We start from the raw sequence: 21794 nt of genomic DNA, 5'->3' as shown, positions 1-21794 counted from the left end.
CACGATCCACGGCCGCGACTGACGGTTTCCCATACCCAGACATACGAGCAGAGAGGCCAACAGCCTCATGATCAGCAGCTTTTGTTAGAGCCAGTAAGAGAAAGAAGACCAACAAGCAGAAGACCAGACCCCTCCGCCCCTGCGCCCGAGCCGCCAGTTCAAGGGGCTCCTCGGGGACGGGCCGACCGGACGCAGCGCCGCCCCTGGCCCACAGCTCACCCGCCGACGCTTCGCCGGCTGTCCCGCCGGTGCCTGCGGCTGATGAGATGCATTCCGGGATCCGGCTGCTGCTGGAGATCGGAGCCGCTCAGCCCGAGCTGCTGCTGACCGGGAAAGTGCTGACCGGTCAGGGCCGGGTCGTGACCGTGATGCTGGAGTCCGGCTGGACCAGCGCCCAGCTGCGCCACGTCATCGCCGGCCGTCCCCTGCCCGCCCCGGTGCGTACCAGCGTCGGCGCGATCATCGCCGCCCGCCTGCGCGCAGCCCAGGCATACCCACCACCCGCCACCCTCACCGGCTCTGCACACTCCGACGATGCCCTGGATGACGAACCGACCGCCACAGCGGCGATGTCCGAGCGGTCGTCCACCGGGCCCGCGGCCCGCACCGTCACCGAAGCCCTGACCTACCGCGCCCTGGTCGAATGCGCCGGCTGCGGCGTCCCCTGTACCGCACCCGGCGAAGACCTCTGCCCGGCGTGCCTCGACTGGCCGCTGTGCGCCACCTGCCCCGGCCCCACCCCGCGCCGCGCCCACCCCCACGGCGACGGACGCTGCACCACCTGTGCCACCGCCTTCACCGGCCCGACGGAGGGAAGTACGCCATGACCACCCCCAACACCACCAGCCAGCGGCTTCCCAGAACCGTTGCGCCCCTTCCAGCTGCAGCCACGGAGGTCGCCACGCCAGCGGCCGAAGATGCCCCTTCGGTCCACCCCGGCCGGACGGGCAGACAGCCGGCGGGCCGCATCGTACCCAGGCCGTGCCATCAGTCCTCAGCCGAACCCTCAGTGCCCGCTCTGAAGGAGGAAACCGATATGCCCCACCACGGGATTGAGCAGTCCACCAGCGGTGTGTACCTGCTCTTCGCCCACGAGGCCTACTACCCGACCGCCGGACTTGAGATCAACACCTCGCTCGTGGCCGCAGCCACCCTGCTGCACCCCCGAGTCCGCCAGCTCGACGGCACCCGCATCCACGAACGCCTCACCCGCGGCCGCCGCCCGGGCGAGATCGTGCCCCTGGCCACACTCACCCACGAACTCGACGGCGGCACGCTCTGGCCCCAGGTCGGCGACTGGCAAGGAGTCACCGCGGACCTGCTCCAGCTCGTCCACGACCACGGGTGCGACGGTCTCGGCCTGGGCCTGCCACCCATCGCCCGCGCCCTGATGTGCACCGGCCCGACCAGCGAGGTCCGCGCCTACGACCCGAAGGCCGAGGACTATCAGATCTTCGGGCCCGCCGACCGGATCGAGGTCCTGGTCGAGATCGGCAGGCAGCTTGCCCGGGCGGAAGCTGGCCGCCCTCTGGGGCCGGGGGACATTTCGCGCCCTGGGGGCGACACGGCAGGGGAGAAGATCTTCTACCTGCCCCACCCCCAGTAGGCATGGGTGGTGTCGCGCTACGACCTGCTGCAACGGTCCTGGCCCGTGAAGCGAGGCCGGTCCTCTTGCCGATCATGAAGACCGGTTTGCGGCTGGCGTTGGCCGTCCAGCCAAGCATGGAAGTGTCGTGCGGCCGAGGCCAGCTCGGCCGTGTGCGGGACCCGGAGCGCCCTGATGGTGCACTGCCAGGCCGTGTTCTGGCTGCAGCCCGAGCATTTCCCGTGGCCGGTTCGCATCCTTGCAGGGCAGTTGTCCTCGCTCCACCCTGTTTAGGTCACTCGTGCCTATGAGGGGGGAACCGTGCCATTCGGCAGCGGCGACAGGGCTCAGCTCCAGCAGATCCTCGACCAGCTCTCCAGACTGGCCACCGATGTCGCGGCCATCAAGCAGCAGGTGGCCGACCAGCAGCACACCCTCGACCAGCTCCGCCACGACACCACCGCAGCCATCAACTCGGGACTCGCCGACATCCGATCTGTCGCCCGTGACGCCATGACCCGCACCACCGACCTCGTGGGCGGCCGGCTCACTCACGTCAGCAACGAGATCGTCGCCATCCGAAGCGCTGTCACCCAGATCGACGGACAGCTCCGCGCCACCGCGCGCCACGCGACGGCCGCGCCCGAGCCGGCTCCCGCCGCGGACCCCGAACCGCCAAGCCACCCCCTCCCGGGCCCGGACCCTGAACCCGTAACAGACCCGGAAGCCGGATCCGATACCGAGGCGGAACCCTCCAGTCCTGACCCGGCTGTCCTGCGGGCTGCTGCCGGCATCGCCCACGCCATCGTCGAAGCCCACCGCGACACCTGGGCCTTCCTCATCCAGACCGCAGGCAACGAGCAGCACTTCCACATCCCGGGCAAGGTTGACGACCACGAAGGCTTCGTCAGTGTCCGCTTCTCCGGCCCCAGCCTCGTCGCTGCCATCACCAGTCTGAACCACATCGCGCAGACCGCGGCCAACCCGGTCACGCAAGCCATCGCAAGCCACATCCAACAGAAGATCACTACCGCAGTGCACGAGATCATCACCCACCCGAGCACCGACGGAGAGGGCAAACCCGTCCGCATCGTCATCGACGACCGTGCAGCACCCGCCCAAGCCGCCCACACCACAACAGCCGCCTGACACGCCATCAACCTGCCCGGCACGGGACACGCCCTCTTGGCCGTAGCCCACCGGAAGAGGGCCGACGAGAGCGGCGTTCGGCTTGGCGGCTCCGAAGCCACAGCATTGCGGTGCCCGCGCCACCACGCGCAGGCCCGCGTCGTCATCCGCATCTGCCACCGAGGCCCCACCCCGGGTGCGGGGCTGAAATCGCAGTGGCCCACGTATCCCGGATACGGCGCGAGCCACCGCGACCTGCCACGCCCGCGGCCTGGAGTTCACGTCTCCAGCGCGCGGGGGGAGGCTGGGCCGGCTTTCTTGTAGAGGCTTTGCACGTCCTCGACGATGTCGGTGTGGTCGTGCAGGTTGATGTCCAGGGCGTGGCCGATGAGTCCGAACATGTCGTGCACGAGGCGGTCGAAGGCCACCGGCGCGAGCAGGCCCGCTGGTGGCCGGGTGTCCTCCTGCGGGCCGGGTATCGCCGCCCGCATCCGGTACTCCCGGTCGGCCTGCTGGTGGGTTCTGTAGGTCTGTACTGCTTCGTGCAGGCGCGCCGGCCACGGCATCCGCGGGGGAGGCGGGGCTGGCCGGCCCTCGAAGACCGCGCCGTTGGCCGCCCGCTGGTAGGCGGCACGGGCGGCGGGCGAGTTGTCCGCGCGTTGCTGCAGGCCGGGCACGGCATGCAGACGCAGGGCCAGCGAGATGATCGGTGTGGCGTGGCTCGTGGCCCAGGTGTACTCGGTGCGGCGGTCACGTCGGGCACGGGCTTCTTCGACGCGTTCGGCCTGGGTGAGGACGTCACCAGCCACATCCTCGAGGTCATCACGCAGTTGCAGGAACCGGCGCTCGGCTGCCTGCCGGCTCTTGAGCTCAAGAGCGTTCCCGATCCTGCTCCATGTGATCTTGAGGGTCCGGGCGGTGCTGATGAGTTTGCGCTCGTCGGCTTCCAGCTTGTCGCGCAGCGTACGGATGACCAGGAGCGCGGCGAGCACGCTGGTTTCGTCCATGCCCGGGTCGCGGTAGCGGGCGCGCTGCACTACCAGGTCGTATTTCGCGGCGATGCTCGTCAGGTCGCGGTCGGCCACGGAGAACTCGCTGGTCACCCGGGCCAGTTCACCTTCCCACTCGCTGGGATCGTGCTCCGGCGGAGTGTGTAAATGCTGCCAGGCCGCTTCGCGGCTGAATTCCTCAACGGGGCGCGACTCTGTCGTCTTGCTGACGACGCTTTTTGTCGTCCCTCGGACGACGTTTTTTCGTGAGGGCATGAAATCTCCATTTCATGGCGGTGTGAAATCAGGTATCAGTCGTCCGAGCGCGGGTGATCCGCCTGCCGGCGGGCCCCCGTCCGGCGCCGCAGGGCGCGTACCAGAGCGCCGGTCAAGGCCCCGGTTGCCAGGACCAGCAGCCCGGCGAGGTACTCGGGTCCCGCCTCTCGCAAAATGTTGCTCATCACCACAGGTCAGCACGCGCGGACAGGGCCGCTGCGTGCCCCCCTCTCCAAGAATTCTCGGGCAGCGTGAAGCCGCCCACGGATAAGATCGAGCCGTCCCCCTCGCGCCACCTCGACAGGCTGGCTCCATTCCCCGAGTCCGCCCTCGGTGCAGACGAGCCGGCTACGACGCCACAATTCAATGAAGGAGTCGGGTATCCCGTCACACGATTCGAAAGAGCGCCACCCTCCGCCACCCCTTGCGGAAAAACCGCACACCCCAAATTAATCGGCATTGCGCCGATATGCGGCGACGGTGCGCACAGCTGGGCCGACTGTCCAGATTCCGGGGTAGAGCGTCCGCTGCATTGAGTCCGTAGGAGGTGGCTTCGCGGTGGCCATCCGGGCGAGTGTGGCCAGCACAGCCCCGATGATGAATGCGGCAGGGTCCGGCACCTCGGCTTCGAAGCACCGGAGACCCCGCGTTCGCGCCGCGGGTACGGGTACGTACCCGTAGCATGGGGGAATGGGAAGGAGTACGACTATGACTGATGCCAACGTTCGCATCCCCGAGGAAGCCAAGGACCGGCTCGCTGCCATAGCCGCCGCGGAAGGTCTGTCGCTGCGCGCCTACCTGGCGCGGATGGCACAGACCCTGCTGACGCCCGCAGAGCGGGCTGAGCGGGCCGAGAAGGCGCGGGCCGCGCTCAAGGAGTGGAACGGCTACGCTCCTACCGCCGATCAGGAGAGGGACCTCGACCATGAGCTGGACCGCCGTCTGGCACGGGTGACCGGCCGGTGAGCGACGCCATGCACATTGTCCTGGACGACACCGCGATGGCCGCGGCCGGCCAGGGCAACGTCCTTGCCTCCCGCCTCATCCACCGCGCCCACGCCGAGGCCGACTGGTTCCTCTACGCCCCCGCCTGCGCGTTGGTGGAAGCCGACCGTGCCCGGCCCGGCACGGCGGAGCATCTGGCGTCTCTGCCCGGCATCACAGTCCTCGACTTGGATCTCGCTGCTGTTCTGGCCGTGGCGAGGCAGAAGACCTGGGCGGCCGCGCACAGTCTGCACGCTGCACAGCCCACCCCCGACCGCCCCGACGGCGCGGTCGTCGCCACCACGGCCCCGGGCCGGTGGAGCGGCGAAGCGGTACGTGTCCTGGACCTCACCTGACCCGCTGGTAGGGGAGAGCTTTCGGGTGCTCCGCACGCCGCGGTGACACGCATTTGCTGTGCGGGCCGGCAGACGGACTCTGCCCATATCGGATGGGGCGGAGTCTCCTCCTCCCACGGTCACGGGGCCGTGCTCCGGCCGGCAGCGGAGTGGGTGTGGCACCGAGTTCGGAAACGACCGGCAACGTCAGCGCCTGCGGCCCAGCATGCTCGCCCGGATCATGCCCCCAGATCCCGTGTCACAGCACGCGCAGCGAGCCTGGCGCTCTGGACATGAGGTTCTCGACCCGGTACCGCTGCGCTCGTCCCCGCGCCCGCGGGGGTTGCTCTATCCGCTTCCGCTGTTTCCAGTCGCACGAGTGGTCGTCCCCGCGCTTGCAGGGGTTGCTCGCAGAGCACCACCCGCGGGTTCGTCCCGGAGCCGTCGTCTCCGCGCTCACGGGGGTTGCTCCTCCGCACGATCGACGGCGGCCTCGGCGCGATCGTCTGTTCAGCGCTCGCGGGGGTTGCTCGTCGTCCCCGCGCCCGCGCAGGCACTCGGCGAGCAGGCCGACAACGTCAGCAACCCCCGCGGGCGCTGGGACGACCGGGGTGGTCTCGACCTCGTAGGCCGCGAGGAAGGCGGGTGCAACTCCCGCAGGCGCGGTGACGACGGAAAAGGTCTGCGGAACCTTTTCCGACTCAAGGAGCAACCCCGCGGGCGCGGGGACAACCCGCAGTTCCGTCTATCTGCGGAACACTCCCGCTTCGGCGGGGAGGACAAACCGGGCCGGAGTAAGCCGCCGTTGTCGTACGGAACACCTCCGCGTCGGCGGGGAGGGCCCCTGCAGGCGGGGGGCGTCGGGCTTGATCGGCGGAACACCCCCGCGGCGGTGGGAAGGACTGTGGCATCCCAACCCGCGCCTGCGTGTCCTGCGGGGCATCCCGAGGCGGCGGGGAACGACCGCTACGACACCCACGCCGTGCTACCCGACGGAGTACCTCCGCGTCGGCGAGGAGGACCCGGAGTAGTCAACGCAACGAACTCGGGGTCCGGAACATGCCCCCTGCGGCGGGGAGGACACGGTGGCTGGCCAGGACAGGCCGAGTTTGTCCGGGACACCCCTGCGTCGCCGGGGAGGACCCCTTGTCCACGGTCACCTGGAACACGGCCTTCGGAACACCCACGCGTCGGAGGGGAGGGCGTGCCCGAGGCGCATTGGATCTGCGCGGACGTCGGAAAACCCCCGCGACGGCGGGGAGGACGACTGGCGGCAGACCCTTGGCAACTACATGGACGGAACACCCCGCGTTGGCGGGGAAGACTCCGACCCCAGGTTGAGTTCGCCGTTCCGCAGCGGAACACCTCCGCGTCGGCGGGGAGGGCCGGAGATAGCGGGCGGTGCGGAAGTCGTCGGACGGAACACCCCCGCAGCGGCGGGGAGGATGTCGCGCAGCCACGCAGCCACTCGGCGAGGTTCGGAACACTCCGTGTCGGCGGGGAGGGCGTCGCGCGGTGCACCTTTGTGCCGACGGAGACGACGGCCGGATCGTCGAGGGCGCCGCCATACATCACGGAGCACCTCCACGTTGGCGGAGACGACAGGCTCGGCAGCACGGGAGGAAGCTTATGGACCGGAGCACCTCCGCGTCGGCGGGGAGGACACCACGAACGGGAAGAACGCGGCCCGCCTCGGCGGAACACCCCGCGCCGGCGGGGAGGCCCGTAGAAGTACGCCTGCGAGTCGCCGGGGATCGGGACACCCCCGCCTGGGCGGGGAGGACGAGGCATGGGACGCGTCCTGGAAGCAGGGCGGCGGAACACCCCCGCCTCCGCGGGGATGACCGGGAATCGTTCACGTCCGGGTCGAACGAGGTCGGAACACCCCCGCGTCGGCGGGTAGGACGTGGCGCCACCGGGGGACCAGGAGCTGGTGTGCGGAACACCCCCGCGTCTGCCGGGAGGACACTGTCCTCATTGGGGAGTACTGCGGCCGGGACGGAGCACCCCCGCATTGGCGGGGAGGACTGGTACTCCAGCCTCAGCAAGAGCAAGGGCTACGGAACACCCCCGCGTCAACGGGGAGAATAGAAGAGCGTACAGGTCCGGCTCGTCGACCTGCGGAGCCCCCCGTCAGCGAGGAGGACGTGTCGGTCAGCTCGATCGCCTTACCGGCCTCCGGAGCACCCCCCCGTGTCGGTGGGGAGGACCACGGCCCGGCTTCCGGCAGGGCCGCTCCGGCCGGAACATCCCCGCGTCGGCGGGGGAGGACGTGCACTCCACGAGGATCATGCGCGGCCGGTGCGCAAGACCCCCCGTCGGTGGGAAGGACCCCTACGTCGAGATCGCCCGCCCCCGTTATGTTCTTCGCGGTCCTGCAAGAGGGCCGCTGGCCTCCGGGCCCGGCATGACTGTGTCCCCCTGTCGAACGGATGACCTGGGGGGTGGTGTTACCGGGCCCGGGAGGTGCCGTCGGAGACGCTGATGAGAGGTCCGGCCACTGTCCGGTCCGGCGCAATGCCGGACAGCTCGCGGGCGGCAGGTCTGCATAACGTGGATGCGCGCGTACGACACCGATGCCGAGGCCGGCACGTTCGACACCTCGAGAAGGGCGCGATGTTCGACACCGAAGACGTGGCCGTGTTCCTCGGCCTGGACGTCGGCAAGACGGCCCACCACGGCCACGGGCTCACCCCGGCTGGAAAGAAGGTCCTCGACAAGCAGCTGCCCAACAGCGAGCCGAAGCTGCGGGCCGTCTTCGACAAGCTGACCGAAAAGTTCGGCACCGTCCTGGTGATCGTGGACCAGCCCGCCTCCGTCGGAGCCCTGCCGCTGACCGTCGCCCGCGACGCGGGCTGCCAGGTCGCCTACCTGCCCGGACTGGCCATGCGCCGGATCGCCGACCTCTACCCGGGCGAGGCGAAGACCGACGCCAAGGACGCCGCGGTGATCGCGGACGCGGCCCGCACCATGCCCCACACCCTCCGATCCCTGGAACTGACCGACGAGATCACCGCCGAGCTCACGGTCCTCGTCGGCTTCGACCAGGACCTCGCGGCCGAGGCCACCCGCACCTCCAACCGGATACGCGGCCTGCTCACCCAGTTCCACCCCAGCCTCGAACGCGTCCTGGGCCCCCGCTTGGACCACCAGGCCGTCACCTGGCTCCTGGAACGCTACGGATCCCCGGCCGCCCTGCGGAAAGCCAGCCGCCGCAGACTCGTCGACCTCATCCGGCCCAAAGCACCGCGCATGGCCCAACGGCTGATCGACGACGTCTTCGACGCCCTCGACGAGCAGACCGTCATCGTGCCCGGCACCGGCACCCTCGACCTCGTCATCCCCTCCCTGGCCGCCTCGCTCACCGCCGTCCACACCCAGCGCCGGGCGATGGAAGCCCAAATCAACGCCCTGCTGGAGGCCCACCCTCTTTCCCCGGTCCTGACGTCGATGCCCGGCGTCGGCGTCAGGACCGCCGCAGTCCTGCTGGTCACCGTCGGCGACGGCACCGGCTTCCCCACCGCCGCCCACCTCGCCTCCTACGCCGGCCTCGCCCCCACCACCAAGTCCTCCGGCACCTCCATCCACGGCGAGCACGCACCCCGGGGCGGAAACCGGCAGCTCAAACGCGCCATGTTCCTCTCCGCCTTCGCCTGCATGAACTCCGACGCCGCCTCCCGCACCTACTACGACAAGCAACGAGCCCGCGGCAAAACCCACGCCCAGGCCCTCCTCCGCCTCGCCCGCCAACGCATCAGCGTCCTATTCGCCATGCTCCGCGACGGCGCCTTCTACGAACTCCGCGTCCCCCAAGCGACGGCTGCGTGCAACAGCCCATAGGCAGGTCGATCCAGGTCAACGCCTTATGTCGTCTGCCCACGCCGAGATATCGGCGGCAGCCCGCCGAACAGCCTCTTCCTGGTCCCAGGCGAGGTTCGCACAGGCCGCTGCGACGTTCGGCACACCGTCCGCTCCCACGAGCGCGTCATGCACCCCGGTCTGCAGCCAGTCAGCCTGATTGTCGTCAGCCTCGGCAACCGCGAGAGCAATGAGCCTTACAGCGGCCACCGTCCCCACCCGGGCCAGAGCCTCTGCCGTCTGCCGGGTCACCGCCGTGTCCTCGACATCCAGCAGCAGTCCCACCAGCGCTTCCGCAGCCTCAGGAACATCAACGAAGGAAGCAAGGTCGCGCCCGGCACGAACACGTTGCGCCCATGAAGGAGACGACGCCTCAGCCAAGGCCGCCTCCAACCCGCTCCTCATCTCTGGCACGACCAGACAGTCTCATGCCCCACGAAAAGGATCGAACCCCGGGCCAGGGCTGCACACACGCTTGACGAAGAACATAGAGGCACCCCCCCCCCCCGCGTCGGCGGGGCGGGCGACGCCTGGTACCTGCTCACCAGCGACCCGGCCGGAACACTCCTACGTCGGCAGGGAGGACATCAAGATCCTCGGGGACGGGCCCTTCGACGTCGGAACACTCCCGCGACGGCGGGAAGGACGGTCCTCGTCTTCATGGGCGTCGGCAAGGTCTGCGGAACACCCTCGCGTCGACGGGAAGCACACGCCGCGGCTTCCCAGCGGGTCGGAACACCTCCGAATCGGCGAGGAGGACCCGGAGTAGTCAACCGCAACGAAATCGGGGTCCGGAACACCCCCACATCGGCGGGGCCCCAGCACTGGCCTCGTCCACCACTGCGACGGCGGAGCACCTCCGCGTCGGCGGAAACGACGCGGAGGTGCAGTCTGCCGATCCGTCGAGTGATTGTGCAGACCGGGGTCGGCGGGGAGAGCGGGTACTTGGCCTGGACCAGCTGCTCGACCTTCGGAACACCCTCGCGTCGGCGGGGATGACGGCGAGGACGGCCTGTGGTTGGGCCCCGACTACGGAACACCCTCGCGTCGGCGGGGAGGACGCGCCACTCCTGATCGAGGACCAGGCGGGGACCGGAACACCCCCGCGTCGGCAGGAGGACGAGCAGTCCGGCCACGCTGGCCGCCCACTCGTCGGAAGACCCCTGTGTCGGTGGGGAGGACGACGCGGCGACGGAGACGGTCAGCGGCGACGACGGAACACCCCGCGCCGGCGGGGAGGACTCCAACAACGGCGTCCTGACGTCCCTGATCGGCGGAACACTCCCGCGTCGGCAGGGAGGACGCCGGCGAGGACGCCGAGCGCGTCGCGATCTGCGGAACACCCCTGCGTCGGCAGGGAGGACAGCGAGGCCGCGACCCCGGGCCGGGTGCCAATCGGAACACGCCGCGTCGGCAGGGAGGACGCTTTAGCGGCCGCCGATATGGCCTGACCGTTCGGAACACCCCCGCGTCGGCGGGGACGACCCAAAGCGCGCACACCGGTGCCTCGTCCTCGACGGAACACCCCCGGGTCAGCGGGGAGGACTCGAGGAGGTCGTGGCCGTAGGCGCTGGCGGTCGCCCCCGCGTCGTCGAAGGCCACGTCAACCGAATCATTCTGTGGAATCAGGCTTGTCAAGATTGGCGGGTATGAGCCAGCGGGGTGCGCGTCAGCGGCGCCGGGCGATGGTGAGCCCGTCGCGCACCGGCAGCATCACCGAGTCCACCCGCTCGTCGGCCGCGATCAGGTCGTTCAGGCGCCGCATCGCCAGGTGGTGGTCCTCCTGGTATGCGGGATCGAGGACGCGGCCGCCGAGGAAGACGTTGTCCAGCACCACCAATCCGCCGGGACGCAGCCGGTGCACGATCTCCTCGTAGTAGGCCGGGTAGTTGTCCTTGTCGGCGTCGATGAACGCGATGTCGATGACCGGCTCGGGATCAAGTGCGCGCAGCGTCTCCAGCGCGGGGGCGATACGCAGGTCGATCCGGTCGGCGACGCCTGCACGCTCCCAGTACGGCCGGCCGATCGCGGTCCACTCCTCGCTGACGTCGCAGGCGAGCAGCCGCCCGCTGTGTGCCAGGCCGCGGGCGATGCAGAGGGTTGAGTAGCCGGTGAAGACACCGACCTCGACCGCGAAGCGGGCGCCTGCCAGCCGGGTCAGCATCGTGAGCAGTGTGCCCTCGTCGGAGGAGACCTGCATGTGCGCGGCGTCGGCAGCGGCCTCACGGGTGGCGACGGCCAGCTCGCCGAGGACGTCGTCGGTCGGCGCGTGGTGGCTGAGCAGGTACTCCTCAATGACGGGGGCGGTGGGCTCCAGGTCGCAGCCGTCGATGGGGGTGGTCCACTCGACGCCAAGCTCTTCTCGGGTGGCGAAGCGCACCAGATGACGGGTGATGACGTCCTGGACCCGGGCCAGCGACTCGGCGTCAACTGCGGTGGCGGTCAGCTCCAGCCGGTCTGTCGTGGGCGTGAGGGTGCAGGTCCCGGCGGCAACCGTGATCGTGCCGCGGCCGTCGGAGGCGAGGATGGCGGTGGCTTTGTGGCCCATGTGCGAGACGAGCTGCTTGACGTAGCGGGCGGGGCGGCCAGTTGCGACACGTGCCGTAGCGAGCGGCATCGGACTCCTTAGGGTCTCCCGGAGTTAAGCGGCGAGATTCCTCACCGCTTTCCGGTGGGGATTCTGCGGCCGACACAGCGGAGTTGTCAAAAGTGTTTGGATTCATGGACACTTTCGCCATGGCGGAAGAACAGCTCCCCGCGCACGCGAACCAGGCCGGCCAGGAAGAGCAACTCCGTGACGAGCAGGACCACCTCGTGCTCCGTTCGGCGGAGCAGTTCAAGGCCCTCGGGCACCCAGTGCGTCACCGAATGGTCAACGTGTTGCGCCAGCGCGCCGCGACGCTGCGTCAGCTCGCCGAGGTGCTGGGAATGAGCAAGGGCACCATCGGCTACCACGTGCGCGTGCTGCGTGAGGCCGGACTGGTCCGACTGGCCGAGACCCGCCAGGTGCGGGGCGGCACCCAGCAGTACTTCGCGCTGGTCAGCCACGGCTTCAAGGTGCACCAGGACGCGGCGGTCGGGCCGGAGTTCCTGATCAACGCCGCGCTAGGCGAGATGCTGCCCAGCCAGCCCGACCAGCCCTCGCACACCGTGCTGCGCCACCTCTGGCTCACCGACTCCGAGGCGCACGCGCTGGAAGCCCGGCTGCGCGCGATGGCCGACGAGCCGCATTCGACCGTTCCCTCGCGCGGCGAACCGTATGGGTTGCTGGTCAGCCTCTTCCGCGCCGATGTGCCCAGCCTGCCGCCAGACGACGGGTCGTGATCCTCTGGCTTCGGCCAACCGTATGGCCGTGTCACCGCTCGCCGTCAGCGGCCCGGACTTCGATGATCGGCAGCAGTTGACGTGGGGCGGGGCCGGATGGTGTGGGGATGTCCGCGAGGCGTTCCAGGAGCCGGTTGAGCGCGGCTTGGCCATCGTCGACGGCGGCTTGTTCGTCGTCGGTCAGCGGGATCGCTGCCCGCATGCGTTGGAGGTTGTCCTTCGCCTCAGGAGCTGGGCCTTGCTCGACTCCTTGGGGGTGTAGAAGTCGCAGCGGGCGCAGGCCATGCGGTGCGGACACTGCTCGAAGAACGTGTAGGTGCAGTAGCCGTGTCCGAGGTCGTAGTGCTGCCAGGGCTCGCCGGTCGCGGCGGCGCCGGAGGCGACCGCGTCGCGGTCGACGAGGACCTCGATGGTGCGGACGTTCCGTTCGAAGTAGCCCGCCTCGGAGTACGCCTTGGACAGAGTGTTCGGGGTGATCTTCGCGTAGTACTGGGTGGACTGCGGTGATCGGTGTCCGAGCCAGGCTTGCAGTTCGAACAGCGTCATCGGTTCCTTGGCGTTGTAGAGCTGGCTGGCGATGGTGGACCGGGCTCGGTGGCTGGTGATGTTCCCGCGGACGTCGGCGTCCGGGACTCCGGCTTTGCGGCAGAGCATCGGGATGATCGTGTTGTTGATGTAGTGGGTGGAGACGCGGCGGGCCCGGATGGCGAACAGCAGGTCGACGCGCTCGCCGGTGCGGCGGTCAGTGAACTTCGGCTGATCCGGGCGGACGGCCTGCCAGGCATCGACGGCCTGGCCGAGGATCGGGTCGACCGGCTTGCTGAAGGCGGTGCCGGTCTTGTGGGGCGGGACGCCGAGGAGACAGACGGTGTCGCGGGCTAGGACCTTCTGTGAGTCACCGGTGATGGGGGTGCCGTCGTGCTGCCAACGGATGCAGCCCACCCTCAATCGGGCTATCTCGTTGCTGCGTTGACCGGAGAAACAACCAGGTCAGTGTAACCGCGCGGACCAGTTCGAAGGGGTAGAACTGCCCGGCCTGGGACTGCGGGAGATCAGCGGCTTCCAGGTTCAAACCCGCCCACAGAAGCTTCGCCCAGACCTCATCGGCGATCACCCGCGGGTCGGGGCCGAGGAGGGCTGTGATGCTGCGGGGGATCGCCAGCGCGCGCAGTGGGTCGAAGCTGCGGGGCAGCTACTCCCATTCCTGGCAGTCCCTGAAGAACGTCCGCAGCGCGGTGATCTGCCCGGCCTTGGTCGCCGATTCGAGCGGCTTGCCGAGACGGTTCCCCAGGCCAGCCGTCCGCTGAACGTAGTCACCGATCCTCATCTGGTCCACTGCGGCGATCCAGGTCGCGCAGGTCTGCCGCGTCCAGTCTGTCGGATCAGCAGCGTCGGGCTGTTCCGCGGCTATCCACCGGCCCACCCTGAGGAGGGCGGAACGCATGGCGCCGCGGACGCCCGGGGTGAGCGTAGAGGTGGCGTGCCAGCGATCGACCCATTGTTCCCACGTCTTCGCGCCGCCGGTCGCCCGTGCTGACTGGCGGCCAGTGATGGGCTGCGGAGGATCACAGAACCCGAGTTCGGCAACCGCCCGCTGCGTGGCGTGCAGTGTGTAGCGCTGTGAGCCGGCCAGCATCTTCTCGCGCCGGACCCGGTCGAACAGCGAGGTGTCGAGATCCTCCAGATGCGGGCTCCGGTTGAGGAGAAGCAGTTGGCAGACGACCATCGGCAGCAGTGTGTCGTCGTCCCGCCCCAGTTGATAGCCCCAGGACGCGAGGACCGCGCGGATGCGGGCGATCTCGCTGCTCACCAGGCCGCGTCCGAAGATCCGCCAGGACAGGGTGAGTCGCTGGAAGCTGCCGAGTCGGTGGAATTTCGTTGAAGGAGCCCAACAGGTAGGCGTGCGCGGCGAGATAGGGGCGGACCTCGTCGTTGACCCAGCCCGGTGCGTGCTGGTGGAACTCGGTCTGGTTGCGGCCGAGCAGATGGATCCACTCCTGCGGGGTCCATCCCCAAAAGGTTCGGCCGGTCTCCGCGCAACGTGTCAGCAGCACAGCGATCACGTCGAGCGTGGCGCGCCGACGGTGCGGGGTGGGTGGCGAGTCCAGAGCGGCGTTGACCGCCTCCAGCGGGACCAGCAGACGGCGGATCACCCGCCAGCCGGCAGCGAACGGGTCATGGTCCTTGAGCCGGCGCAGATTCCGCACCCCGAGTTCGCTCACTGCCAGTGCCTCGGCGGGCCGGATCTCGGCAGCAGCGTCGTAGTGGTCCGGGATGATCGGCCAGGACCAGCGTTCGGGCCCGTTCTCCGCAGGCAGGGCCAGCCGAGATGTACTCACCGTGCCACCTCCGGCGACGTGCCGTTCGGGGAGGTGAGCGCCTCTATTCGCCACGCGTGGATGTGCTCCATGCCGCGGGCGAGCTTGTCGGCCAGGTCCCGGCCGGACAGATGGATGTACTGAAGCGTGGAGTCGGTGTGACGGTGGCCGGCGAAGGATGAGATCGCGTGCAACTCCCAGACCATCCGGGCTAGATCGGTCAGACACAGGTGCCGGGTGGTGTGCGTGGAGAACTGCGGGACACCGGCCGTCACGGCGATCCGCCGTATCACCTTCGACCACGTCCACAGGCTCAGCGGTTGGCCGTAGTTGCGCCGTGATTCGGAGAGGAACGGCGGGCCTCTCGCCCGGCTGACCGTGGCCCGGTGGGCAAGGTAGGCCGACATCAGCACGCCGGTCGACGCCGAGTACGGCACCACCCGTTCCAGTCGGTTCTTCGTCGTCTCCGCGCGCACCCGCAACGTACGGTGAGCCGGATCCAGGTCATCGGTCCGCAGCGAGCACAGCTCTTCGCGCCGCAGGTCGGCATCGTAGGCCAGGGCCAGCATCACCCGGTTGCGGACCGGCTCCCCCCGCGCGACCTCCAAGATTCCCAACCACTGCTGTTCGCTGGGAATCCACGGCAGCTTCGTCAGCCGCGGCACCAGGCCACGCTGGTGCCCACCCCAACGACGGCCCGGCGTATAACGGCCCCGGCCCACCGGATTGGACTCCCGCAGTCCCTCTTCCATCAGGAAGTCGTAGAACAACCGCACCGGCACCAGCCGCTGCTGGATCGTGGCGTTCGCCAGACCCGACCCCGAATCGATCGAGACCACGTTCACGCCCCGACGGCTCGGCCGCGCAGTCAACTCCCTTACATAGATGGCAACATGAGCCTGACTGGCAGCGAGTGGGTCGACCCCCTCTCGTTCGCACACCACCAGGTACTCGGCCAGCCCGCGGGCGTAGGCATCGATCGTCCGAGGCGCACGGCCAAGATCGCACCACACTTGCAGCCAGCCCGCTGCCCTCTCGTGGCGCCCCAGCACCGGCCACTTCTCCGTCACTCCCACAGCGGCGCTCAAGCCGTCTCCCAAGTTCGTGGCTACACCAGGGAGACATGATCACCCCGGCAGATTCCACGTAACTTTTAAGGTGCGCAAACGCCAGATGTTCGGCCGGGCCGGCTTCGCCCTTCTCCGTAAACGCGTCCTGCTTTACTCGTGAAGCACAGGTCAGACCCTTTCCTCAAGGAGTCCGAAACCTTCCGGGAATCCTTCCAGGAACTCCCACCGTGCCGGGTCGGACTCGGCTTCGGCCATCTCCCCCAGCAGTTCGATCAACTCGTTCCGCTGTTCGCCCAACAGCTTGCTGACCACGTGGGCGACGCCCTCCATGACCTTGACGGCGTCGTCCGGATCCATCTGCTCGTCATCACTACCCTCCACGAACCACAGGACATCGACCAAAGCCTGGGTCAGGGCGTGAGTCAGAGACGAGTACACGGGCATCAAGGCGGACTCCCAGCAGGTCACGGCAGCAAAGGTCCGGCCATCCCACCACACACCACTGACATAACACTCAGTCAGCCCTCCACGGAAAGTGAGCCAGAACCGGTTCTCGTGAACAGAGCCAGGCACCGGGAACCCCGGCACGGGAACACCCCCGCGTCGGCGGGGAAGTCGGAGGGTGAGGATGGGCATCAGGCGGCCCTCTCGGAGCACCCCCGCGTCGGCGGGGAGGGCTCCGAGACCGACAGGACTGCCCCAGCGATCTTCGGAACACCCCCGCGTCGGCGGGGAAGACCGGCGCTCCTTCGTCAGCGACGGATCGTCCAGCGGAGCACCCCCGCGTCGGCGTGGAAGACCTGCACCCCGACGGACCTGTCCGCTGCGACGGCGGAACATCCCCGCGCCGGGGGGAGGACAGCCCGGACAACTGCCCCACGTGCCGCGGGATCGGAACACTCCCACGTTGGCGGGGAAGACACGTACAGCCCCGAAGACGGCGACGAGCAGGTCGGAGCACCCCCCGCGTTGGCGGGAAAGACGGCTGAGGGGAACACCGTGAAGCGACCCGCCAAGGAGCACCCCCGCGTCGGCGGGGAGGACATCCAGGACCACAACAGGAAGACCTGCGACGACGGAACACCCCCGCGTCGGCGGGGAGGACAAGACCGTTCAGGCCCTGTATCAGGACTCCCCCGGACCACCCCCGCGTCGGCGGGGAGGACGGGAAGGCGGCCCCCCCGGTCCTCCGTCCCTTCGGAACACCCCCGCGTCGGCGGGGAGGACATCGGACTCAAGAAGCGCGCCACACAGGACCACGAAACACCCCCGCGTCGGCGGGGAGGACTCGGCCGTGCTCCGACGGCTCCGACGTGCCGTCGGAACACCCCCGCGTCGGCGGGGAGGACGGGCCACGCCGATGGGGCAGGTCGCTCTGGAGCGGAACACCCCCGCGTTGGCGGGGAGGACACGGGATGAGTGCGCTGCGGAAGATGCTGAATCGGAACCCCCCTGCGTCGGCGGGGAGGACTCGAGGAGGTCGCGGCCGTAGGCGCTGGCGGTCGCCTTCGCGTCGGTGGGGAGGACCAGCTCGTCACTGTCAGGGTATGGGGCGAGGCCGGAACACCCCCGCGTCGGCGGGGAGGACGCCGGAATCGGCTCCCTCACCACCCTCTCCTACGGAACACCCCCGCGTCGGCGGGGAGGACCCGGGAGGCGGGGAGGCTGCCAGAGGGCGCGGGTAGAACACCCCCGCGTCGGCGGGGAGGACGCGGTCCTCTCCAAGAACGTGCAGCGCGCCAACGGAACACCCTCGCGTCGGCGGGGAGGACCCGTACAGGCAGTCGACCGAGACGACCGTCTGCGGAGCACCCCCGCGTCGGCGGGGAGGACGGGCAAGACCCGGGCCCGCTTCGACCCCGAGGCCGGACCACCCCTGCGTCGGCGGGGAGGACACTCTGGGCACCGGGCAGTCCGTCACCGTTGGTGGGGAGGGCGTGGCCAGCTCCGGGAGGCAGCGCCGCCACGAGCGGAACACTCCCGCGTCGGCGGGGAGGACGTCTGCGAAGACGTGACCGTCCGGGACTGCTACGGAACACCCCCGCGTCGGCGGGGAGGGCCTGTACGGCAAGGGTAAGAATGACGTCTAGGGCGGAACATCCCCGCGTCGGCGGGAGGACGCAAGCGTGCACTCGTCGGCCGTCAGGGGGTGCGGAACACCCCCGCGTCGGCGGGGAGGACCACGCGCCGTCGACAACGGCGTCAGGGTCGGTCGGAACACCCCGCGTCGGCGGGGAGGACAGCGTCGGGCTCATGCAGGTCATTGGCCCGACCGGAACACCCCCGCGTCGGCTGGGGAGGACCCAGCCAGCAGCAGAAGAACGAGGTGATCCACCGGAACACCCCGGCGTTGGCGGGGAGGACTGCGTGGGCATGGCTCAGGCTCCCTCGGCGGGCGGAACATCCCCCCGCGTCGGCGGGGAGGACGCGGACGTGTTCAAGGCTGCCCTGGACCGGATCGGAACATCCCCGCGTTGGCGGGGAGGACCTTGTCCGTATCCACCGCACGCAGCTCGACGGCGGAACACCCCCGCATCGGCAGGGAGGACACGGGATGAGTGCGCTGCGGAAGATGCTGAATTGGAACACCCCCGCGTCGGCGGGGAGGACTGAACGTGGGTGGCGCCGCGGGCCTGGTATCCCCCGGAAGGAATGCGTTCGGCTTGCGCCGATCGTCTGGAATCAAGGGGTGACGGACCCCTCGGGGTCCGTCACCGTTGGCTCAGATGAGCCAGCTGACGAGTTCGGTGATCAGGGCGCGGATTACCGCGCTGACCACTACGCGTGAGGTCTCGAGGAGTACCTCGCGGCGCAGGACGAACTTGTGCAGGAACCGGGACATTGCATCTCCAGAGCGCTGACTGGGTCGAGGTGACGCTCATCCCTCGAGAGGGTCGTGCGTTCTGCTCGGCGTTGCCGGCGCCTGGATATTCAATGCGGTTCCGCGCACCTCTCTGGGAGGCGTGCAGCGGTGTGTACTCTACGGCGGATACCCGTTGGTGGGGCGGTGCTTGAGGGTTTTACCCCCGTCGGCCTTTAACGAGATGTAGCAAGATGACCGGGGGATCTGCGGCCGGGTGTTTCTGCCGCGGCCCTTCGAGATGCGTCTGCACTGGATGCGTGACGAGGAGCAGCTCATGTCTCTGGATTCCCGCCTGTGGGGCAAGGCTGCCGGGCTGGGCAAGAACGCCGCCGGGGCTCACCGTACGCATCCTTTGATCTGTCATCTGCTGGATACGGCAGCTGTCGCGGAGGTCGTCTGGGATGAGTTGCTGACCTCGCGCCAGCGGAGCATGGTGGCCGGGGCGCTGCAGGTTGCGGAGGGGGAAGCGCGGGCGCTCGCGGCGTTCTGGGCGGGACTGCACGACATCGGGAAGATCAGTGTGCCGTTCCAGCTGCACCGCAATGGCCCGAAGTACGCGGACGGGCAACTGCTGGCGCAGGAGCTGGGCGGTGAGCACGGGTACGGGTTCGCGGCCGGTGCCGCGCAGGACAGGCAGTCGCATGAGGCGGCGGCGCACTGGTGGCTGGCGGGGGTCTTTGAGGAGATCGGCTATCCGTCGTCGAAGCGGCGTCCGCAGTCCCGGCTCAGTCACGCGGTGGCCCAGATGCTCGGTGGGCACGGCGGCCGCTTCCACCCGGTCGTCTACGCCAAGGACTACCGGTGCCCTGTCGCCCGTCACCCCGGTCTGGGCGCGGGCAGGTGGGAGGAGCAGCGCCGGGTTCACTTCGATGAGGTGCGCCGGGTGACGGGGGCGGCATCGGTTCCGCACGGGCGGATGACGCCGCGCGCGGCTGTCGTCCTGACGGGGCTGGTGACCCTGTCGGACTGGCTGGCCAGTATCGACGAAGAGATTCAGGCCAGGCTCAGGGAGGAGGGATGGGCCGGCACGCGGGACGACTTGGACGCCTACTGGCCAGTTGCGCGGGCAGCGGCTCTGCGTCTGGTGGAGCAGAGCGACCTGGCCGGGACGGGGTTCGCCCGGCCAGAGCCGGTCCAGTGCGCGGGTGAGACCAGCCTTGCGGCCAGTGTGGAAGCCCAGTTGCCTGATCTGGTGTCCGTGCACGGGCCGGGCTTGGTGGTGGTGACGGCTCGGGCGTCACAGGAGCGCACGCAGGGGGCTCTTCGTGCGGCAGCGGTCCTCGGGCATGCGGTGGACGCGCGCGGTCTGTTCTATGCGCTGCCGACCGGTTCGGCGGCCGACAGCCACATGGCGCAGCTGCATGCTTTTGCTGAGCAGGCCCTGACGGGCCCCTGGCGCTCGCTCCTGCTGCACAGCTCGTCGCGGTTGAAGCCGGCGGAAGCCGCGCAGCAGTGGGTGCATGCCTACGCGGCAGGTGACGTGAGTGCGGAGCCTGGTGAGGAGTGGGTTGTGGCAGGGAACAGCTGGCTCAATTCCCATCACCGCGCTCTCCTGGCGGCACTGGGCACGGGGACGGTGGACGAACTTCTCCAGGCGGTCATGCCGGTGCAGTTCAACGTGATGCGGCTCTTTGCCTTCTCCGGCAAGGTCGTCGTGGTGGATGAGGCCCATGCCCGCGGAGCCTGGGGGCAGAAGCTGATGCTCCGGTTCTTGGAGTGGGCCGCTGCGCTGCAGATTCCCGTTGTCCTGGCCGCGGTGGCTGCGGACAAGTCGGTGGACGCGATGCTGGCGGCCTATCGCCGTGGGGCTGGAGGCGGCAAGGAGGCGATGGTGCAGCCTCGCCGGCCGCCAGCGTGGTCGTTCGTGGACGCACAGTCCGGAACGGGGCACCTGCCCCGTCAGCCCGCGGGAACCGTCCATGCTGCCACGCTCAGTGTCGAGGTCGTCGATGGTGCGCCGTACGACGAGATCCAGGCGGCGCTTGCCCCCTTGGCCGAGGCCGGCAAGGGCCGGGCTGTCGTCTACCGGTCGACGCCTGCGGAAGCCATCCGTACATTCCGTCAGCTCTCGCAGGACCTGCCCGCTCTCGAGGTGACCCTGGTTCATGAGCAGATGCGCAACAAGGACCGGTGGCGGCGTCTCGCGGCCTGCCGGAGCATGTTCTCTCCTGACGCTGGCGTCAGCGGTCCTTCCGTGCTGGTGACGACGCCGATGCTGGAACACGTCAGGGGGCTGCGCTTCGACTTCGTCGTTTCGGGGCCGGTGCCGCTCGCCAGCCTGCTGACCCGTGCGGGACAGAGCTCAGGGGGCCGGCCGCGGATCGTGGTGCTCCGAGCGGACAGTACGTCCGAGCTGGACGATGTCGCGCTGGTGCGGCGTACTGGACTGGTCCTGGGGGCCGGCCGGACGATTTCCCTGCCGGAGGAAGTGCCCGCGTTGTTGGACGAGGTGTACGCCGATGAGCTCGTCGACAGGCTGGGGGAGGCTGCGGGGCGGGAGCTCCAGCAGCTCGACAACCGGCGGACGGTCCGGGAACGAAGGGCCACGGGTACTGCGGGCTGGCTGCGGGTGCCGGGGCCGTGGGAGCTCGATGGCGACCTCGGACTGCTGAGCCGCGACCACCCTGGTATGGAGCCCGGACTGCTTCCTGCCGTGCTCGGCGAGGACCTGGTGCATGTGGTGTGCCTGTACCCGGGGTCTCTCCTGGAAGAGGGGGTCCTCGAGGAGAAGCTTGCGCGCGATTCCAAGCGCCGACCGAGGCCGGGCCAGCTTGTCCCCTACCTGATCCCCGTACCGCAGCGGCTCGTCGACGGCGTGAAGGGCGACGCAAACAGCGTCTGGCGCGACATGGCCGCCCTCAAGAGCGTCCTGCGGCTGAACATGACCCCGGTAGACGGAGAGTGGGTGCGGACCGGCGAGGGGCACCGATTCCATGTGAGTGACCTGGGCCTGAGCGTCGATCAGTTGCCTTAGAGGTCCTAACAAAGGCGTCGGACGTGGCGGTGGGTGATCAGGCAGACGGCGAGGCCGAGGAAGGCTTCGTGGATGTCGTCGCGTCGTTCC

Annotated in this window: 16 protein-coding genes, 1 pseudogene and 1 CRISPR repeat array; of the genes and pseudogenes, 8 read left to right on the top strand and 9 right to left on the bottom strand. The window is 69.1% G+C overall.

The features are described 5' to 3' along the window. Nucleotides 1-92: 92 nt before the first annotated feature. From ACZ56V_RS39375 to ACZ56V_RS39365, 3 genes and pseudogenes are all read left to right on the top strand, one after another. Nucleotides 93-827, top strand: a pseudogene (locus tag ACZ56V_RS39375) (hypothetical protein); the annotation flags it as partial. A 209-nt stretch (nucleotides 828-1036) separates the two neighbouring features. After that, nucleotides 1037-1606 (top strand): hypothetical protein, encoded by a 570-nt coding sequence (locus ACZ56V_RS39370; RefSeq protein WP_468948738.1) that lies wholly within the window; start codon nucleotides 1037-1039, stop codon nucleotides 1604-1606. Nucleotides 1607-1906: 300 nt separating this feature from the next. Then, the gene (locus ACZ56V_RS39365) at nucleotides 1907-2734 is read left to right on the top strand and encodes a hypothetical protein (RefSeq protein WP_468948736.1); all 828 of its coding nucleotides are present in this window, start codon (nucleotides 1907-1909) and stop codon (nucleotides 2732-2734) included. Between the two features lie 257 nt (nucleotides 2735-2991). Here ACZ56V_RS39365 and ACZ56V_RS39360 read toward each other — a convergent pair whose 3' ends face one another. Continuing rightward, nucleotides 2992-3978 carry a hypothetical protein gene (locus ACZ56V_RS39360; protein WP_468948734.1) on the bottom strand — a complete coding sequence of 329 codons (987 nt, stop codon included), beginning with the start codon at nucleotides 3976-3978 and terminating at the stop codon, nucleotides 2992-2994. Nucleotides 3979-4013: 35 nt separating this feature from the next. Then, nucleotides 4014-4163, bottom strand: a complete 150-nt coding sequence (locus ACZ56V_RS39355) for a hypothetical protein (protein ID WP_468948731.1) — start codon at nucleotides 4161-4163, stop codon at nucleotides 4014-4016. Between the two features lie 523 nt (nucleotides 4164-4686). Here ACZ56V_RS39355 and ACZ56V_RS39350 point away from each other — a divergent pair. From ACZ56V_RS39350 to ACZ56V_RS39340, 3 genes are all read left to right on the top strand, one after another. Beyond that, nucleotides 4687-4944, top strand: a complete 258-nt coding sequence (locus ACZ56V_RS39350; protein ID WP_468948729.1) for a hypothetical protein — start codon at nucleotides 4687-4689, stop codon at nucleotides 4942-4944. 8 nt (nucleotides 4945-4952) lie between these two features. Then, nucleotides 4953-5318 carry a PIN domain-containing protein gene (locus ACZ56V_RS39345; RefSeq protein WP_468948726.1) on the top strand — a complete coding sequence of 122 codons (366 nt, stop codon included), beginning with the start codon at nucleotides 4953-4955 and terminating at the stop codon, nucleotides 5316-5318. A 2595-nt stretch (nucleotides 5319-7913) separates the two neighbouring features. Beyond that, entirely contained in the window at nucleotides 7914-9137 is a 1224-nt protein-coding gene (locus ACZ56V_RS39340; RefSeq protein ID WP_468948723.1) for an IS110 family RNA-guided transposase, read from the top strand. 15 nt (nucleotides 9138-9152) lie between these two features. On the opposite strand, the gene ACZ56V_RS39335 is transcribed toward ACZ56V_RS39340, so the two are convergent. Together ACZ56V_RS39335 and ACZ56V_RS39330 are read right to left on the bottom strand one after the other, a co-directional pair. Next, entirely contained in the window at nucleotides 9153-9536 is a 384-nt protein-coding gene (locus ACZ56V_RS39335) for a HEAT repeat domain-containing protein (protein ID WP_468948721.1), read from the bottom strand. Between the two features lie 1288 nt (nucleotides 9537-10824). Then, nucleotides 10825-11772: a DUF2218 domain-containing protein gene (locus tag ACZ56V_RS39330; RefSeq protein ID WP_468948719.1), complete on the bottom strand. Its 948-nt coding sequence runs from the start codon at nucleotides 11770-11772 to the stop codon at nucleotides 10825-10827. A 119-nt stretch (nucleotides 11773-11891) separates the two neighbouring features. Here ACZ56V_RS39330 and ACZ56V_RS39325 point away from each other — a divergent pair, with 119 nt between their 5' ends. Beyond that, a complete protein-coding gene (locus ACZ56V_RS39325) occupies nucleotides 11892-12479 on the top strand; it encodes an ArsR/SmtB family transcription factor (RefSeq protein WP_468948717.1) in 588 nt (195 codons plus the stop codon). A 31-nt stretch (nucleotides 12480-12510) separates the two neighbouring features. Here ACZ56V_RS39325 and ACZ56V_RS39320 read toward each other — a convergent pair whose 3' ends face one another. The 5 genes from ACZ56V_RS39320 to ACZ56V_RS39300 form a co-directional block, all read right to left on the bottom strand. Next, nucleotides 12511-12681, bottom strand: a complete 171-nt coding sequence (locus tag ACZ56V_RS39320; protein WP_468948714.1) for a hypothetical protein — start codon at nucleotides 12679-12681, stop codon at nucleotides 12511-12513. Further along, nucleotides 12660-13421 carry a tyrosine-type recombinase/integrase gene (locus tag ACZ56V_RS39315; RefSeq protein ID WP_468948711.1) on the bottom strand — a complete coding sequence of 254 codons (762 nt, stop codon included), beginning with the start codon at nucleotides 13419-13421 and terminating at the stop codon, nucleotides 12660-12662. The genes ACZ56V_RS39320 and ACZ56V_RS39315 overlap by 22 nt, the downstream gene beginning before the upstream one ends. 250 nt (nucleotides 13422-13671) lie before the next feature. After that, complete coding sequence (locus tag ACZ56V_RS39310; RefSeq protein ID WP_468948708.1) at nucleotides 13672-14289, bottom strand: hypothetical protein; 618 nt, start codon at nucleotides 14287-14289, stop codon at nucleotides 13672-13674. Nucleotides 14290-14814: 525 nt separating this feature from the next. Next, nucleotides 14815-15885 carry a tyrosine-type recombinase/integrase gene (locus ACZ56V_RS39305; protein ID WP_468948706.1) on the bottom strand — a complete coding sequence of 357 codons (1071 nt, stop codon included), beginning with the start codon at nucleotides 15883-15885 and terminating at the stop codon, nucleotides 14815-14817. A 150-nt stretch (nucleotides 15886-16035) separates the two neighbouring features. Beyond that, nucleotides 16036-16311 (bottom strand): hypothetical protein, encoded by a 276-nt coding sequence (locus tag ACZ56V_RS39300; RefSeq protein ID WP_468948703.1) that lies wholly within the window; start codon nucleotides 16309-16311, stop codon nucleotides 16036-16038. Between the two features lie 575 nt (nucleotides 16312-16886). Beyond that, a CRISPR array of direct repeats spans nucleotides 16887-17762; the repeat unit is 24 nt; unit sequence CACCCCCGCGTCGGCGGGGAGGAC. Between the two features lie 1242 nt (nucleotides 17763-19004). On the opposite strand from ACZ56V_RS39300, the gene ACZ56V_RS39295 reads away from it, so the two are divergent. Next, a complete protein-coding gene (locus ACZ56V_RS39295; RefSeq protein ID WP_468948700.1) occupies nucleotides 19005-21704 on the top strand; it encodes a CRISPR-associated endonuclease Cas3'' in 2700 nt (899 codons plus the stop codon). The last annotated feature ends 90 nt before the right edge of the window (nucleotides 21705-21794 follow it).

This window comes from Streptomyces sp. NPDC034099, from assembly GCF_055575415.1.
Note: the sequence above shows the minus strand (reverse complement) of the source record. Positions and strands in the feature narration are given on the sequence as shown.

Bases quoted from the DNA above. Each gene is read 5' to 3' on its own strand.
- ACZ56V_RS39330 (WP_468948719.1), bottom strand. From the start codon at position 11,772: ATGCCGCTCGCTACGGCACGTGTCGCAACTGGCCGCCCCGCCCGCTAC.
- ACZ56V_RS39320 (WP_468948714.1), bottom strand. From the start codon at position 12,681: ATGCGGGCAGCGATCCCGCTGACCGACGACGAACAAGCCGCCGTCGAC.
- ACZ56V_RS39360 (WP_468948734.1), bottom strand. From the start codon at position 3,978: ATGCCCTCACGAAAAAACGTCGTCCGAGGGACGACAAAAAGCGTCGTC.
- ACZ56V_RS39370 (WP_468948738.1), top strand. From the start codon at position 1,037: ATGCCCCACCACGGGATTGAGCAGTCCACCAGCGGTGTGTACCTGCTC.
- ACZ56V_RS39350 (WP_468948729.1), top strand. From the start codon at position 4,687: ATGACTGATGCCAACGTTCGCATCCCCGAGGAAGCCAAGGACCGGCTC.
- ACZ56V_RS39355 (WP_468948731.1), bottom strand. From the start codon at position 4,163: ATGAGCAACATTTTGCGAGAGGCGGGACCCGAGTACCTCGCCGGGCTG.
- ACZ56V_RS39345 (WP_468948726.1), top strand. From the start codon at position 4,953: ATGCACATTGTCCTGGACGACACCGCGATGGCCGCGGCCGGCCAGGGC.
- ACZ56V_RS39340 (WP_468948723.1), top strand. From the start codon at position 7,914: ATGTTCGACACCGAAGACGTGGCCGTGTTCCTCGGCCTGGACGTCGGC.
- ACZ56V_RS39325 (WP_468948717.1), top strand. From the start codon at position 11,892: ATGGCGGAAGAACAGCTCCCCGCGCACGCGAACCAGGCCGGCCAGGAA.
- ACZ56V_RS39300 (WP_468948703.1), bottom strand. From the start codon at position 16,311: ATGCCCGTGTACTCGTCTCTGACTCACGCCCTGACCCAGGCTTTGGTC.
- ACZ56V_RS39295 (WP_468948700.1), top strand. From the start codon at position 19,005: ATGTCTCTGGATTCCCGCCTGTGGGGCAAGGCTGCCGGGCTGGGCAAG.